The following is a 14621-nucleotide window of genomic DNA, read 5'->3' as shown; positions in this document are numbered from 1 at the left end:
CCCGCGCCGGGGCACCCCCCTGGGGGTCGGGCGGGGTGCCCCCGCCCGGGCGCCCCCCCCCCGGGTGGGGGCCCGAGAAGTGAGCAGGTGCCCCTGATCCGACGGGATCAGGGGCACCTGCTCACTTCTCGGCGGGCTGGAGCCCGGAGGGAGAGGTCAGACGGACCGGCGCGCCTCGCTGGGGCGCGACTCGTTCCACAGCCGGTCGAGCGCGGTGACCACGTAGGTGTAGCGGCGCCCGGTGAGCGCGGTCTCGTCCACCCAGTCCTGCACGACGTGCCCAGAGGTGCGGACGGTCGCGACGAGGTTGGCGGCGTCCTCGATGTCGATGCGGCGGGCGTCGCCCTCGACCCGGTAGATCGCGAAGGCCGTGGCCCGGGTCCTGCGAGGGCCCGTGTCGTTCCAGTGCAGCCGGACGCCCTCGGGGACCCGCCGGGCGTTGGCGAGGACCGGGACGCGCAGCGGTGAGACCCCGAGCCGGGGCATCGCGGGCACGAGCGCGGGGTGCCGGTAGTGGTCCTCGAGCACCCGGGTCATGGAGCCCTGCGGGTCGGCGGGGACGTGCTTGGCCGAGAAGTAGACGTTGCCCAGCACGGGCGCGACCTCGGCGTCGACCTGCTGCGTGAAGGTCAGGTGGTTCGACATCTCGGCGGGGTCGGTGAAGACGCCCGACGTGACCTTGTAGAGCGCCTCGCCCACGAAGAGCTGCGTGCCGGACTGCGCCGCGACCTCGGCCCACCACGGCACGAGCTGCGCGTAGTCCGCGACGGCGAGCCCGATCTGCCAGTAGATCTGCGGGTTGATGTAGTCGAGCCAGCCCTCGGTGACCCACTTGCGCGTGTCGGCGAACTGCATGTCGTAGGACTGCGAGCCGCTCGTGGCCGAGCCGCGCGGGTCCGTCGAGGCGTTGCGCCAGATCCCGAACGGGCTGATCCCGAACTTGACCCATGGCTTGGTCGCCTTGATGCGCTGCGAGATGGACTGCACGAACGTGTCGACGTTGTGGCGGCGCCAGTCGTCGACGGTCGCGAAGCCCGCGCCGTGCGTCGCGTAGGTGTGCGCGTCGGGGATGGTCTGCCCCGCGACCGCGTAGGGGTAGAAGTAGTCGTCGAAGTGCACGCCGTCGAGGTCGTAGTTCTCGACCGAGTGCAGGATCGCGCGCTGGATGTGCTCCTGGGCCTCGGGGATGCCCGGGTCGAAGTAGAGCTTGCCGCCGTAGGCCCACACCCACTCGGGGTGCTGGCGGGCAGGGTGCTCGGGGACGAGCTGGGCGGGGTCCGCCTGCATCGAGACGCGGTACGGGTTGTACCAGGCGTGGATCTCGATGTTGCGCCTGTGCGACTCCTCGACGACGAACGCGAGCGGGTCGTAGCCGGGGTCCTTGCCCTGGGTGCCGGTCAGGTACTGCGACCACGGCTCGTAGGGGCTGGGCCAGAACGCGTCGGCCGTGGGCCTGACCTGCACGAACACGGCGTTGAGCCGGTACTGCTCGGCGACGTCGAGCCAGTGCAGGTACTCGGCCTTCTGCTGCTCGGCGCTGAGCCCGGCGGCCGAGGGCCAGTCGATGTTGACGACGCTCGAGATCCACATCGCGCGCAGCTCGCGCTTGCGCGGCACAGGGCCCGACGGCGCCGCTCCCGTCGCAGGGACGGGTGCGGTCGCGGCTGCAGCGGGGGAGAAGGAGCCGATCGTCACGCTCAGCGTGCTGGCCGCGACGCCGGCGGTCGCGAGCGTGAGGAAGCCCCGCCGGCCGAGGCCGGTGACCTCGGGCGAGGGGGTGGTGGGAGCGGGGGCGACCGTGGTGGGGTCGCTCGGGTGGTGCGTCATGTCCATGCCTCCGTTGGTACGGGTCAGATGCATGGAAGAGAATTTCATAGTTCTTATTGATTGTGAAGGATTGCGCCACGATCGAGGTGTCGCGTGGCGGCTCCTGCTCGGCCGAGAACGAGGTTGCGGTCGCCAGGGGGAGGGAGGCGACCGCAACCTCGTTCTCGCGGCGATCGCGGCGATCGCGGCGGTGCGGCGCGTGCGCCGGTGCGCGAGGGTGCGCACCGTCGGAGTGTCGCCCCTTTATGGATTCGTGACGAGAGTATGTTCCTCGGCATGGCATCCAAACCGCTCCAGGAACCCGCGTTCCTCATCCTGTCCGCGCTCGCCGCCGGCCCGCTGCACGGCTACGGCATCGCCAAGGACGTCGAGACCAGCTCGGAGGGGCGCATCACGTTGCGGGTCGGGACGCTCTACGGCGCGATCGACCGGCTCGCCGCCGCCGGGCTCGTCGAGGTCGACCACGAGGAGGTCGTCGACTCGCGACTGCGCCGGTACTACCGGCTCACGGCCGCGGGCGGGGTGCGGCTCGAGGCCGAGGCGCACCGAGCCGAGGCCCAGGCACGTCGCGCCCTGGAACGGTTGGGCGCCCGGCGCAGCCCACGGACCGCCGCGCCCGGTCGCTCGACGGGTGCGGCGCCGTCGGGCCTGGGCACCGGGCCGGTGCCCGCGTGAGCGCCGCCGGTCCCGCGCAGGCGGGCCCCGACGAGCCGCTGCCCGTCGCACCCGTGCTCGTCCGCGACTACCGCCGCCTCTTGCGCTGCTTCCCGTTCGCGTACCGCCGCGAGCACGAGGCCGAGATGCTCGGCGACCTGCTCGACGGCGCCCGCCCGGGGCAGTCGCGTCCGTCGTCGGCCGAGCGTCGCGACCTGGTGGGCGCTGCGGCGAGGGAGTGGCTGAATCTTCTCCTCGGTGCGACGCCCGCGTTCAGGCGAGACGCGGTCGCGGCGCTCGCGGTCGTGCTGCCGGTGCTGCTCGCGGTGCCCGCGACCAAGTCCGTCGCGCAGGCCGCCTGGATGACCACCTACCCGGAGGTGCGCGGACACCTGCTGGCGATCGACCCCCTGCTCGTGTCCTGGGGGGTGTGGTTCGTCGCGCTGGTCGTGCTCCTGTGCGGGGCGGACCTGACCGGGCGTCTCCTCGGGATCGTCGCCACGCTCCTGACCGGGATCTCGCTCGGGCTCCTTGCCTGGCAGGGCGACCTGCTCGTGCTCTCCTACGCGGTGGGGTGGCTACCGGCTCAGGTCCTGCTCGTGGTCGTGCTCGGCGAACGCGCCCGGGCGGGGGACGTCGCGGTGCCCCGTCGAGGGCTCGTCGGACTGGGCGCGCTCGCCGCGGCGGCCTGGGGCATCCTGCTCGTCGGTCCGTTCCAGCACGGCAGCATCGGACGCTGGCACCCCGGCACGGGCGTCCTGGTGGTGCTCGGCGTCGTGGTGGTGCTCGCTCTGCTCGTGCACGCTGGTGCTCGCCACGCCCTCCCGCTCCTCCTCGGGGTCGGAGCGGGGCTGTGGGTGGGGAGGTACGGAGCCTTCGGTTCTCGCGAGCGACCGTTCTACGGGGTCGAGCCGCAGGAGTTCGCGGTGCTCGCCCTGGTGGTCGTGGCGGTCACGCTCGCGGCCCGGTGGGTCGTCGACCGGATCGGTGACCAGGCCGCCGAGCGCAGGAAGAGATCGACCGGCGGAGACCTGACGACGGCCTGACCCGGCATGAGGGTGCCCGCTCCGCCCACGATGCGCCATCGACGCGACGAGAACGGGGTTGCGGTCGCTGTCCGACGGATAACGACCGCAACCCCGTTCTCGGCGGCGGCGCGGATGAGCTCTCGGCAGCCCACAGGCCCGGACTCAGTCCAGGTACTCGCCCACGAGCTGCTCCGCGATGCCCGTGTACGTGCCCGGGGTGAGGTCGGTGAGGCGGCGCGTGACGTCGTCGGGCAGGCCGAGGCCCTGGACGAACTCCCGCATCTCCTCGCCCGTGAGCCGGTGCCCGCGCGTGAGGTCCTTGAGGCGCTCGTACGGGTTCTCCATGCCGGGCACGCCCGCGACCGAGGCGGCGCGCATGGCCGACTGGATGGGCTCGCCGAGCACCTCCCAGTTGGCGTCGAGGTCCGCGGCGAGCAGGTCCGCGTTGACCGCGAGGGCGCGCAGCCCGCGCGCGACGTTGTCCACCGCGAGCAGCGAGTGGCCGAACGCCGGGCCGATGTTGCGCTGCGTCGTCGAGTCCGTGAGGTCGCGCTGGAGGCGCGAGGTCACGAGCGTCGAGGCGAGCGTGTCGAGCAGCGCCGAGGAGATCTCGAGGTTCGCCTCGGCGTTCTCGAAGCGGATCGGGTTGACCTTGTGCGGCATGGTCGAGGACCCCGTCGCACCCGGCACCGGGATCTGCTTGAAGAAGCCGAGCGAGATGTACGTCCACACGTCGGTGCTGAGGTTGTGGAGGATGCGGTTGAAGCGGGCCATGTCGCTGTAGAGCTCGGCCTGCCAGTCGTGCGACTCGATCTGCGTCGTGAGCGGGTTCCACGTCAGGCCGAGGCCCTCGACGAAGGACCTCGAGACCGCGGGCCAGTCGACGCCGGGGACCGCGACCGTGTGCGCGCCGTAGGTGCCCGTCGCGCCGTTGAGCTTGCCGAGGTACTCGGCGCCCTCGATGCGGCGCAGCTGGCGGCGCAGGCGGTGCGCGAGCACCGCGAGCTCCTTGCCGAGCGTCGACGGCGTCGCGGGCTGGCCGTGCGTGCGGCTCAGCAGCGGGACGGCCGCGTGCTCGCGCGCCATGTCCGCGAGCTGGTCCGCGAGGGCCGTCGCGGCGGGCAGCCACACGTCGCGCACCGCGCCCTGCACCATGAGCGCGTACGACAGGTTGTTGATGTCCTCGCTCGTGCACGCGAAGTGCACCAGCTCGCCCGCCGACGGCAGGACCGTGCCCTCGCCCAGGACGCTCGGGGCGGCCTCGAGGCGACGCTTGATGTAGTACTCGATCGCCTTGACGTCGTGCACCGTGACACGCTCGATCTCGCCGAGCTCGGCGATGCCCGCGGCGTCGAAGTCCGTGACGATCGAGCGCAGGTACGCCTTCTCGGCGTCGCTCAGCGTGGGCGCGCCCGGGACCACGGGGCCCTCGGTGAGGGCGATGAGCCACTCGACCTCGACGTGGAGGCGCTCGCGGTTGAGCGCGGCCTCGCTCAGGTGGTCGACCAGGGGCGCGACGGCGCCGCGGTAGCGCCCGTCGAGCGGGCCCAGGGCGATGGGAGGGGTGATGTCGGCGAGCGTGGCGCGCTGGGGGGTGGTCACAGGCGCGGCGGAGTCGGCGGAGTCCGTAGGCATGGCGCCATTCTCCCACGGGTGCCCGACGGCGGAGCGGGTGTCTCGCGGTCGGGCGGCGGGAGGGCAGACACCGGCGGCGGGGCCACCTGGCCGTGCACAGGCCCGGCGCTGACGACGCTTCTCCACAGCCGGTCCCGGCAGCCGGACGAGGCGCCTGGGAGGACCCTACGGTCGTGCGCATGTCGCCCCCTCTTCCTCTGCCCGGTGCCACGTCCACCTGGTCTCCCGCGCTCGACGTGGTCGATCCACGACCCGAGCTGCGCCAGGCGGCCGCTCAGGCGGCCGCAGCGATCCCCCTCGTGGACCAGAGCGTCACGATCGCCTGGCGAGGCGAGGCGTCCGAGGGCTACCGCACCCTCGTCGAGGAGGCCGTCCGCGAGCTGCACCGCGTGGACCGGGTCGCGGACGGAGCCGTGGGTGCGGCCACGAGGTACGTCCGGACCGTCGAGGCCGCGAACGCCGAGGCGAGCCTGCGATGAGCGGGACGTCCGACCCCACCGCAGGGGTCGTGGTCTCAGGGGGCGTCACGTTCGTGGAGACCGCGGACCTGGTGGCGGCCGCGCTCGTGGTCGGGGTGGCCGCGCAGCGCGTCGAGGCCGCGCTCGTCGAGGCACGGCGGGCGCACGGCCTGGTCAGCGGGCTGCTCTCCGGGCCCTCGTCGTCGGTCCGCTGGGTCGACGGGGCTGCGGCCTGCTACCCCGGGGCGCCCTCGCTCGGAGGGGTGCCTGGCTCCTGGGTGCCGGTGCCGGCGGAGGTCGTCGCGGCCCGCGCGGTGCTGCTCGAGGAGATCGTGGCTCTGACCGATGCGCTCGTGTCGGCCGAGGGGACTCTCCAGAGGCTGATCGACCGGCTCCGGAAGGCCGCCGGGATCTACGACGAGGGTGAGTCCGGTGCCGAGGGCGTGGTCTCGTGGCTCGCGAGCGTGCCCGGGGTGGGGATCGGGGTCGTGATGGGCATGGGGGTCGTGGACGTCGTGAAGGGCGTGGCGACGGGTCACGGGATCCAGCTCTCGCGGCTCCTCACCGGCTCCGGCGCCTACCACGACGAGGCCGTCCGGGGATCGAGCGTGGGCATCGTCAGGCAGGTGCCTTGGGCGGGCCTGGCGGGGACGTCGAGCGTGGGCCAGGCCGCGGGGGTGCTGCGCGGGGTGTCGCAGTCGTACCGGGGGTTGTTCGCCCGGGACGTCACGACGACCGAGCTGACGGGCGACGCGCTGCCCACGGGGTTCGGCAAGCCTGTGGCGCACAGTGCCGAGGCACTCCTGTCGGGGATCGACGTGGTCTACGGCAAGGGCAACGACCTGCCCGACTCGGTCGTGTCGGTCGAGAAGTACGTCGGGGCGGACGGCCGTGCGACCTGGGTGGTGACGGTGCCGGGCACACAGCTGGGGAACTCGACGACCCCGTTCAGCATGACCTCGAACTTCGACCTGGTGCAGGGCGCCGACGCGGACAGCACGGCGTTCGTCCTCGAAGCCATGCGGCAGGCCGAGATCCCCGCCGGGGAGGAGGTCGTGATCGTGGGGCACTCGCAGGGAGGCATGGTCGCGATGGCCGTCGCGACCGCGGCGACGGGGGCCGCCGCAGGGGCGGGCACCACCGGGGCGCCGGGGGGTGCCGTCCGCTACGACGTCCGGCACGTCCTGACCGCCGGTGCGCCCGTGGGCGGGGCGAGCCTGCCTGCGGGCGTGCGGGGCACGCACGTCGAGATCGAGCAGGAGGGCGTCTCCCAGCTCGACGGCGCCGACAACCCCGTCGGCCGGGACCGTGTCACCGTCCGCGCGGACCTGGAGGCCCAGGGGGCACCTGGTACCGGGGGGAAGGTGCCGCACGGCGTCCCGTTCCACGTCGCGGTCCTGGGCCGGGCGCGCGAGGTCGGCCAGCCGGGGCTCACCGACAACCTCGCCGCGATCGACGAGGCCGTGTCGGGGCAACGCGTCGAGGCACGCTACTTCCGTGGGGCGCTCGAGCTCGATCCCGCTGCCGCGGCACGCGCCCTGACCCCGCTCGGGGCGGTCGGGGTTCTCGTCGAAGGGCTCGAGGAGTCGCGGGGTGGCTGAGGCACGGCCACGACGGCGGTCCGCCGTGGACGGTTCAGCGAGACAGGTCGACGCCGGCGGCGAAGCGCCGCTGCCAGGGGGTCTCGACCGCGCGCTCGCGGTAGTGCGCACGGACCCAGGCGACGGCGTCGTCGCCCGGGATCCCGGCGAGCCGGGCGAGGATCGCCATCGCGGTGCCGGTGCGGCCCGTGCCGCCGTCGCACGCGATCTCCACCCGCGACGAGGCCGAGCGTTCGAACGTGTCCCGGAGCGCTGCGACCGCGTCCGACGGCGAGCGGGGGAGGCGGAAGTCCGGCCAGCTGATCCACCGCGACTCCCAGGCGACCTCGACGTGCGGCCGCGCGGTGAGATAGAGGGCGAGCTCCGGAGCCTCGGTCAGGTCAGGCGGTCCCGCGTGCAGGCCGCGACCGCGGACACGGCGCCCGTCGGGCAGGACGACGAGCCCGTCCGCCGTGTCGCTCCACAGGCCCATGGGTGTCCCTCTCCAGGGTCGGCGCCGGTCCGGGCGGGTCCTGCCGACGGGCTCGGCCCGCGCTCGGCCCGGGCGCGCGGTCAGACCCGCGACTTGGGCGCGACCACCGCGGAGATCGCGAAGTTCAGGACACCGATGATGAGCGCGGCGAGCATCGCCCACCAGAACCCGCCCTCGATCCGGATGCCCCAGTCCGTCTGCTCGGTGATCCACGCCGTGAGCATCAGCATGAGGGCGTTCACGACGAGCGTGAACAGACCCAGCGTGAGGATGTAGAGCGGGATCGAGATGACCTGGACGATCGGCTTGATGATCGCGTTGACCAACGAGTAGATGAGGGCCACGGCGAGGACGATCACGATCTGGCCGCCGACGGTGTCGGAGCCGACGATCTCGAAGTGGCTGCTCATGAACAGGCTCGTGAGCCAGATCGCGATGCCGGTGACGATGACGCGGATGACGAAGCTCATGCGTGTCATCCTGCCACCGCCCGCTGGGAGAGGTCGCCCGCACACGCGGTCGCCCGGTCGCCCGCACACGCGGTCGCCCGGTCGCCCGCACACGCGGTCGCCCGGTCGCCCGCACACGCGGTCGCCCGGTCGCCCGCAGCACCCGGCCCGCGAGGTGAGCGCCGCCGTCGGGCTGCTGGGCGGGGTGGCATCCTGGAGGGCGTGACCAGCCCCACGCCCTCCGTGCCCACGTCCGCACCAGCGTCAGCGCCCCAGGCCCCCCGCGTGCCCCTGCGTGCCGCGGTCGCCGCCCTGCCGGCCTACGTGCCGGGCGCGCGCCTCGCGCCCGGGTCGAGCGCGTTCAAGCTGTCGTCCAACGAGAACCCCTACCCCCCGCCCGCCGCGGTCGTCGCGGCCATCGTCGACGCGGCCGCGGACACCAACCGCTATCCGGACATGTACGCGACCGACCTGACCGAGGCCCTCGCGACCGACCTGGGCGTCGACGCGGCGCAGGTCGTCGTGGGCAACGGATCGGTGGCCGTGCTCGCGCACATCCTGTCGGCCGTCGTGGACGCGGGCGACGAGGTCGTCTACCCGTGGCGCTCGTTCGAGGCGTATCCGATCGCGGTCGCGGTCGCGGGCGGCACGTCGGTGCGCGTCCCGGTGACCCGGGACGGTCGCCTCGACCTGCCAGCGATGGCCGCGGCGATCAGCGACCGCACGCGGGTGGTCCTGGTCTGCACGCCCAACAACCCGACGGGCCCCGTGGTGCACGCGGGCGAGCTCGACGCGTTCCTCGCGTCCGTGCCGGGCGACGTCCTGGTGGTCCTCGACGAGGCCTACCTCGAGTTCGTGCGCGACCCCGAGGCTCCCGACGGCCTCACGGTCCTCGCGGCGCACCCCAACGTGGTGCTGCTGCGCACGCTGTCCAAGGCCTACGGGCTGGCGGGGCTGCGCGTCGGCTACGCGGTCGCCGAGCCGGCGCTCGCGGCGGGCATCCGCGCGGTCTCGACGCCGTTCGGCGTCTCGCACGTCGCGCAGCGCGCGGCGCTCGCGGCGCTGTCGGTCAAGGACGAGCTGCTCGAGCGCGTCGAGCACCTGGTCGCGCGGCGCGAGCGTCTGGTCGAGGGTCTGCGTGACCAGGGGTGGGACCTGCCGGAGACGCAGGCGAACTTCGTGTGGTTCCCCCTCGGCGGCCCGACGGCGGAGCTCGCCGTGGGCGCGTCGGCCGCCGGTCTGCTGGTGCGCCCGTTCGCGGGCGAGGGCATCCGGGTGAGCGTGGGCGAGGAGGAGGCGACCGAGGCGTTCCTACGGGTCGCGGCGGGCTGGCGGTAGCCGGTACCTGTTGCCGGAGGGGTCCACCGAGAGAAGACTCGCGGCATGGACACTCCCACGGTCGACCAGATCCCGGACGAGTACAGCTGGCTCTTCGGCACTGCTGCCCTGATCATCTGGGCCGCTGTCGCGATCATCTTCCTGATCGCCTACATCCAGATCATCCGCAAGGCCGGCTACTCGGGATGGTGGGTGCTCGTCGGGATCGTGCCCCTGCTGAACATCGTGATGTTCCTGGTGTTCGCGTTCTCGACGTGGCCCGTCACGCGCGAGCGAGACGCACTGCGGGCGCAGGCCGGGTACTCCAGCACGTACCCGCCGGGCTGACCCCCTGGCCCCCGGACGTCGCGGGGGCAGACCCCCGACCGTCCGGCCGACGCGCGAGCGCGCGTCCGGCCGGACGGGCGCCGGACCTGACGGATTGTGCCAACGATGCGCCCCGCCGCTCCCCGTGAGACCTGGGAAAGGGTCACAGGTCGTTGGAGGGAACCTCCAAAGACGGGCGGGCCAGGTTTGTCCTCCAATGGCGGAGGAAGCTACGCACTCGTAGCCTACGCTTGCGTAAGCTACGGTAACGTAGGTTCGGTCGGAGACGACCGAGGACCGACCCCCCGAGCGACCCGGGCCCCCTGCCTCCGGCCGCACCCAAGGAGAGCGTGTGAACCAGCAGAACACCGCCGTTGCAGCAGATCCCGAGGTCGGGTCCTCCGCTGAACCGCAGGTCGACACCGGGGCAGGTCTCCCGGTCGACGCGGAGCTCCTGCAGCTCCTGACCCCGGCCGGCGTCCGGGTCGAGACCCCGGAGAACGCGGCCTACCGCGAGCGCGTCGCCCACCTGGACGCTGACGCGCTGCGCGGCCTGTACCGCGACATGGTCCTGACCCGCCGGTTCGACGACGAGTCCACGTCGCTCCAGCGCCAGGGCGAGCTGGGCCTCTTCCCGCAGTCGCTCGGCCAGGAGGCCGCGCAGATCGGGTCGGGTCGCGCACTGTCCCCGCAGGACTACGTCTTCCCGTCTTACCGCGAGCACGGGGTCGCCCACACGCGCGGTCTCGACCTCGCCGACATCCTGCGCCAGTTCCGCGGCGTCGACCACGGCGGCTGGGACCCGGAGGAGCACAACTTCCACCTGTACACGCTCGTGATCGGCTCGCACACGCTGCACGCGACGGGGTACGCCATGGGCGTCCAGCGCGACGGGCTGGTCGGCACGGGGGACCCGGCCAAGGACACCGCGGTCGTCACCTACTTCGGCGACGGCGCCACGTCCCAGGGCGACGTGAGCGAGGCCCTCGTCTTCGCCGCGGTCAACAACGCGCCGCTCGTGCTGTTCTGCCAGAACAACCAGTGGGCCATCTCCGAGCCCACGACCAAGCAGTCGCGCGTGCCCATCTACCAGCGCGCGCACGGCTTCGGCGTCCCGAGCGTCCGCGTCGACGGCAACGACGTCCTCGCGTGCTACGCCGCGACGGCCGAGGCGATCGAGCGGGCCCACTCGGGTGGCGGCCCCACGTTCATCGAGGCGTACACCTACCGCATGGGCGCCCACACCACCTCGGACGACCCCACGCGCTACCGGACCTCCGAGCAGGAGGCGGTGTGGCGCCGTCGGGACCCCATCGACCGCCTGCGCCTCCTCCTGGAGGCCGAGGGCGCCTGGGACGAGCAGTGGGCCGCGGACCTCGCGGCCGAGGGCGACGCGCTCGGCGAGCGCCTGCGGACGTTCGTCCGCGGCCTGGGCCGCCCCTCGACCGAGTCCATGTTCGAGCACGTCTACGCGACCGAGCACTCGGTCGTCACGGCCGAGCGCCAGTGGTTCGAGGAGTACGAGGCGTCCTTCGCGGACGACGGCGCGTCCCGCACGCACGACCAGCACGGAGGAGCACGATGAGCGCGCCGACCACCACGGCAACCACCACGTCCCGCCTCACGCTGGGCAAGGCCATCAACGAGGGCCTGCGCGCGTCGCTCGCGAGCGACCCCAAGGTCCTGCTCATGGGCGAGGACATCGGCCCCCTCGGCGGCGTCTTCCGCGTGACCGACGGCCTCCAGGCGAGCTTCGGCGAGGACCGCGTGGTCGACACGCCGCTCGCGGAGTCGGGCATCGTCGGCACGGCGATCGGGCTCGCGCTGCGCGGCTACCGGCCCGTGTGCGAGATCCAGTTTGACGGCTTCATCTTCCCGGCCTACGACCAGATCACGACCCAGCTCGCCAAGATGCACTACCGCTCGCGCGGTCGTCTCCAGCTCCCCGTGGTCATCCGGGTGCCGTTCGGCGGCGGGATCGGCGCGGTCGAGCACCACAGCGAGAGCCCCGAGGCCCTGTTCGCGCACACCCCCGGGCTGCGCGTCGTGTCGCCCTCGACCCCGCAGGACGCCTACTCGATGATCCGCGAGGCCATCGCGTCCCCGGACCCCGTGCTGTTCTTCGAGCCCAAGGGCCGCTACTGGGACAAGGGCGACGTCGTGCTCGACGGCCCGGTGGGCGACTCGACGCTCAACTCGGCCGTCGTGGTGCGCGAGGGCACGGACCTCACGCTCGTCGCGTACGGCCCGACCGTCCCGACCGCGCTCAAGGTCGCGGCGGCCGCCGCTGCCGAGGGCACGAGCATCGAGGTCGTCGACCTGCGCAACATCTCGCCGCTCGACACCGCGACCGTCGTCGCGTCGGTCCGCAAGACCGGGCGCTGCGTCGTGGTGCACGAGGCCGCGACCTACCTCGGCTCGGGTGCGGAGATCGCCGCCCGCGTGACCGAGGAGTGCTTCTATTCGCTCCAGTCGCCCGTGCTGCGCGTGGGCGGGTTCCACACGCCGTACCCCGTCGCCAAGCTCGAGCACGAGTACCTGCCGAGCCTCGACCGTGTCCTCGACGCGGTCGACCGCGCCATGTCGTTCTAGGCCCGGACCTCTCGGCCTGCCCGGCCCGTCGCACCACCCCCTGACCACAGCACCACGATCACCCGAGGAGCAGGCAGTGCCCACCTTCGAGCAGTTCAAGCTCCCTGACGCCGGCGAAGGACTCACCGAGGCGGAGATCGTGCAGTGGCACGTCGCCGTGGGTGACGAGGTCACGGTGAACCAGACGATCGTGGAGATCGAGACGGCTAAGTCGCTCGTCGAGCTCCCGTCCCCGTACACGGGTGTCGTCGCCGAGCTGCTCGTCGCCGAGGGAGACACGGTCGAGGTCGGCGTGCCGATCATCGTGGTCGACACCGACCCGTCGGGCGCCCCGTCGGCCGGGGCCCCGGCCGCGGAGCCCGCGGCGGTGGAGTCGTCGGGCAGCGGCGCGGTGCTGGTCGGCTACGGCGTCGCCGAGCAGGCGAGCGCGCGCCGCCCGCGCCGTGGCGCCTCGGTGGCTGCGGCGTCCCCCGCAGGCCCGACGGCGGAGCCCACCTCTCCCGCCGCCGCGCCTGCCGCTCCCGTCGCGTCGCCCATCGAGGGACCGGCGGCCGCCGCACCCGCGCGACCCGCGCCGTCGGGCCCCATCCGCGCCCTGGTCTCGGCCGCGACCGCCGGACGCACCGTCCTCGCCAAGCCTCCCGTGCGCAAGCTCGCGCGCGACCTGGGCGTCGAGCTCGCGTCGGTGCCCGCGACCGGGCCCGGCGGGATCATCACGCGCGAGGACGTGCTCGCCTACAGCGCGCGCTCCGAGCCGCGCACGCTCGCGACCTACGCGGGCGACGACTCGCCCTGGCTCAGCGACGCCGGTACCGGCTCCTCGGTGACGCCCGACGGTCGCCAGACGCGCGTGCCCGTGAAGTCGGTGCGCAAGCGCACGGCCGAGGCCATGGTCCAGAGCGCCTTCACGGCCCCGCACGTGACCGAGTTCCACACGGTCGACGTCACCAAGACCATGAAGCTCGTCGCGAAGCTCCGCGAGGACCGCGAGTTCAAGGACGTGCGCGTCACGCCCCTGCTCATCACGGCCCGCGCGCTGCTGCTCGCGGTGCGCCGCCACCCCGACATCAACGCGAGCTGGGACGAGGCCGCTCAGGAGATCGTCTACAAGCACTACGTGAACCTGGGGATCGCGGCCGCCACGCCGCGCGGGCTCGTCGTGCCCAACATCAAGGACGCGCACCGCCTCGACCTCAAGGGGCTCGCGCAGGGCCTGTCCGACCTCACGGCCACGGCCCGCGCCGGGCGCACCACGCCCGCCGACATGTCCGACGGGACCATCACCATCACCAACGTGGGCGTGTTCGGGATCGACACCGGCACCCCGATCCTCAACCCGGGCGAGGCCGCGATCCTCGCGTTCGGTGCCATCCGCGAGCAGCCGTGGGTCCACAAGGGCAAGATCAAGAAGCGCTGGGTCACGCAGCTCGCGCTGAGCTTCGACCACCGTCTGGTCGACGGCGCGCTCGGCGCCTACGTCCTGAGCGACGTCGCGAAGATCCTCGAGGACCCGGCCCAGGCGCTCGTCTGGGGCTGACCACGGTCGGCTGACGAGGGCGCGGCGAACGGGGGAGGGAAGACCGGGCGTCCTCCGGTCCCCCCGTCGCCGCCGTGCCCGTGCGCTCCGGACCACGGCGCGCCAAGATCAGTTCGTGGAAGCCTGGATCGTCGAGAACGAGCTGGTCCTGACGTTCGTCCTGAACTCGCTCATCGCGATCGGGACGCTCGCTGCGGTGGTGTGGGCCGTGTGGTCCACACAGCGTGAGGTCAGGCGAGGTGAGACGTACCGACGCGAGCACCTCGACCAGGAGGAGCGGCACCAGGCGGAGCGTGTGACCGCGTGGGTCAGGGAGGCGCCCGAGGTCCTGGTCCTCGCGGACGACGACGAGCTGGACGGCGACCAGAACGACGGGCTGCGCGTCCTGCGGGTCATCAACACCTCCGACGCCCCCGTCTACGACGTCACGCTGCGCACCCTGGCCGGCGCCGGGTCGCCCGCGTACGTCGGTCGCTACCTCGAGGTGCTCGTGCCCGCGGACAAGGCCACCGAGATCGAGATCCCCGCGACCGGCATCGCCACCTCCGAGGCCGAGGTGGTCCTGATGACGTTCTCCGACGCGGCCGGTCGGTGCTGGGAGCGCGATGCGCACGGGGTGCTCGTGCGGCGCGCCGACCTCGACGCCGTGCACCGGCGGGTCACGGGGCCGTGATCCGGACGGCCGCTCGCGCAGGCATCGGGTCGGCTCTCCTGCGGAGTCGGT

The 14621-nt window shown here is 72.9% G+C and carries 14 protein-coding genes; 10 read left to right on the top strand and 4 right to left on the bottom strand.

From position 1 onward, the window contains the following. Positions 1-156: 156 nt before the first annotated feature. Positions 157-1860 carry a glycoside hydrolase family 10-like protein gene (locus ACIPWA_RS09205; RefSeq protein ID WP_400289595.1) on the bottom strand — a complete coding sequence of 568 codons (1704 nt, stop codon included), beginning with the start codon at positions 1858-1860 and terminating at the stop codon, positions 157-159. Positions 1861-2103: 243 nt separating this feature from the next. Between ACIPWA_RS09205 and ACIPWA_RS09200 the strand changes: the two genes are divergently transcribed. Further along, complete coding sequence (locus ACIPWA_RS09200; protein WP_400289593.1) at positions 2104-2502, top strand: PadR family transcriptional regulator; 399 nt, start codon at positions 2104-2106, stop codon at positions 2500-2502. Beyond that, complete coding sequence (locus ACIPWA_RS09195; protein WP_400289590.1) at positions 2499-3527, top strand: hypothetical protein; 1029 nt, start codon at positions 2499-2501, stop codon at positions 3525-3527. The genes ACIPWA_RS09200 and ACIPWA_RS09195 overlap by 4 nt, the downstream gene beginning before the upstream one ends. 144 nt (positions 3528-3671) lie before the next feature. On the opposite strand, the gene purB is transcribed toward ACIPWA_RS09195, so the two are convergent. After that, positions 3672-5144 (bottom strand): adenylosuccinate lyase, encoded by a 1473-nt coding sequence (purB, locus tag ACIPWA_RS09190; protein ID WP_400289588.1) that lies wholly within the window; start codon positions 5142-5144, stop codon positions 3672-3674. Between the two features lie 179 nt (positions 5145-5323). On the opposite strand from purB, the gene ACIPWA_RS09185 reads away from it, so the two are divergent. After that, positions 5324-5623, top strand: coding sequence for a hypothetical protein (locus ACIPWA_RS09185; RefSeq protein WP_400289586.1), 300 nt, complete (start codon positions 5324-5326; stop codon positions 5621-5623). After that, positions 5620-7203, top strand: a complete 1584-nt coding sequence (locus ACIPWA_RS09180) for a hypothetical protein (RefSeq protein WP_400289584.1) — start codon at positions 5620-5622, stop codon at positions 7201-7203. Before ACIPWA_RS09185 ends, ACIPWA_RS09180 begins: the two co-directional genes overlap by 4 nt. A 34-nt stretch (positions 7204-7237) precedes the next feature. On the opposite strand, the gene ACIPWA_RS09175 is transcribed toward ACIPWA_RS09180, so the two are convergent. After that, entirely contained in the window at positions 7238-7675 is a 438-nt protein-coding gene (locus tag ACIPWA_RS09175) for a protein-tyrosine phosphatase family protein (protein WP_400289582.1), read from the bottom strand. A gap of 80 nt (positions 7676-7755) precedes the next feature. Further along, complete coding sequence (locus ACIPWA_RS09170; protein ID WP_400289580.1) at positions 7756-8145, bottom strand: phage holin family protein; 390 nt, start codon at positions 8143-8145, stop codon at positions 7756-7758. A 201-nt stretch (positions 8146-8346) separates the two neighbouring features. Between ACIPWA_RS09170 and hisC the strand changes: the two genes are divergently transcribed. The 6 genes from hisC to ACIPWA_RS09140 all read left to right on the top strand — a co-directional run bounded on the left by hisC (position 8347) and on the right by ACIPWA_RS09140 (position 14570). Then, entirely contained in the window at positions 8347-9462 is a 1116-nt protein-coding gene (hisC, locus tag ACIPWA_RS09165) for a histidinol-phosphate transaminase (protein ID WP_400289578.1), read from the top strand. A gap of 45 nt (positions 9463-9507) precedes the next feature. Further along, a complete protein-coding gene (locus ACIPWA_RS09160) occupies positions 9508-9789 on the top strand; it encodes a DUF805 domain-containing protein (protein ID WP_200955864.1) in 282 nt (93 codons plus the stop codon). Between the two features lie 331 nt (positions 9790-10120). Then, positions 10121-11353: a pyruvate dehydrogenase (acetyl-transferring) E1 component subunit alpha gene (gene pdhA, locus ACIPWA_RS09155; RefSeq protein WP_400289576.1), complete on the top strand. Its 1233-nt coding sequence runs from the start codon at positions 10121-10123 to the stop codon at positions 11351-11353. After that, positions 11350-12360 (top strand): alpha-ketoacid dehydrogenase subunit beta, encoded by a 1011-nt coding sequence (locus ACIPWA_RS09150; RefSeq protein WP_056644568.1) that lies wholly within the window; start codon positions 11350-11352, stop codon positions 12358-12360. The genes pdhA and ACIPWA_RS09150 overlap by 4 nt, the downstream gene beginning before the upstream one ends. Before the next feature lie 76 nt (positions 12361-12436). Then, entirely contained in the window at positions 12437-13897 is a 1461-nt protein-coding gene (locus tag ACIPWA_RS09145) for a dihydrolipoamide acetyltransferase family protein (RefSeq protein WP_400289573.1), read from the top strand. 115 nt (positions 13898-14012) lie between these two features. Then, the gene (locus ACIPWA_RS09140) at positions 14013-14570 is read left to right on the top strand and encodes a hypothetical protein (RefSeq protein WP_056644571.1); all 558 of its coding nucleotides are present in this window, start codon (positions 14013-14015) and stop codon (positions 14568-14570) included. Positions 14571-14621: the final 51 nt, after the last annotated feature.

This window comes from Oerskovia enterophila, assembly GCF_044748475.1.
GTDB classification, from domain to species: Bacteria; Actinomycetota; Actinomycetes; order Actinomycetales; family Cellulomonadaceae; genus Oerskovia; species Oerskovia enterophila.
This window is presented reverse-complemented; position numbering and strand designations above follow the sequence as displayed.

Excerpts from the sequence above, each read along its gene's own strand:
- ACIPWA_RS09205 (WP_400289595.1), bottom strand. The coding sequence starts at position 1,860 with ATGCATCTGACCCGTACCAACGGAGGCATGGACATGACGCACCACCCG.
- ACIPWA_RS09200 (WP_400289593.1), top strand. The coding sequence starts at position 2,104 with ATGGCATCCAAACCGCTCCAGGAACCCGCGTTCCTCATCCTGTCCGCG.
- purB (WP_400289588.1), bottom strand. The coding sequence starts at position 5,144 with ATGCCTACGGACTCCGCCGACTCCGCCGCGCCTGTGACCACCCCCCAG.
- ACIPWA_RS09185 (WP_400289586.1), top strand. The coding sequence starts at position 5,324 with ATGTCGCCCCCTCTTCCTCTGCCCGGTGCCACGTCCACCTGGTCTCCC.
- ACIPWA_RS09180 (WP_400289584.1), top strand. The coding sequence starts at position 5,620 with ATGAGCGGGACGTCCGACCCCACCGCAGGGGTCGTGGTCTCAGGGGGC.
- ACIPWA_RS09175 (WP_400289582.1), bottom strand. The coding sequence starts at position 7,675 with ATGGGCCTGTGGAGCGACACGGCGGACGGGCTCGTCGTCCTGCCCGAC.
- ACIPWA_RS09170 (WP_400289580.1), bottom strand. The coding sequence starts at position 8,145 with ATGAGCTTCGTCATCCGCGTCATCGTCACCGGCATCGCGATCTGGCTC.
- ACIPWA_RS09160 (WP_200955864.1), top strand. The coding sequence starts at position 9,508 with ATGGACACTCCCACGGTCGACCAGATCCCGGACGAGTACAGCTGGCTC.
- ACIPWA_RS09150 (WP_056644568.1), top strand. The coding sequence starts at position 11,350 with ATGAGCGCGCCGACCACCACGGCAACCACCACGTCCCGCCTCACGCTG.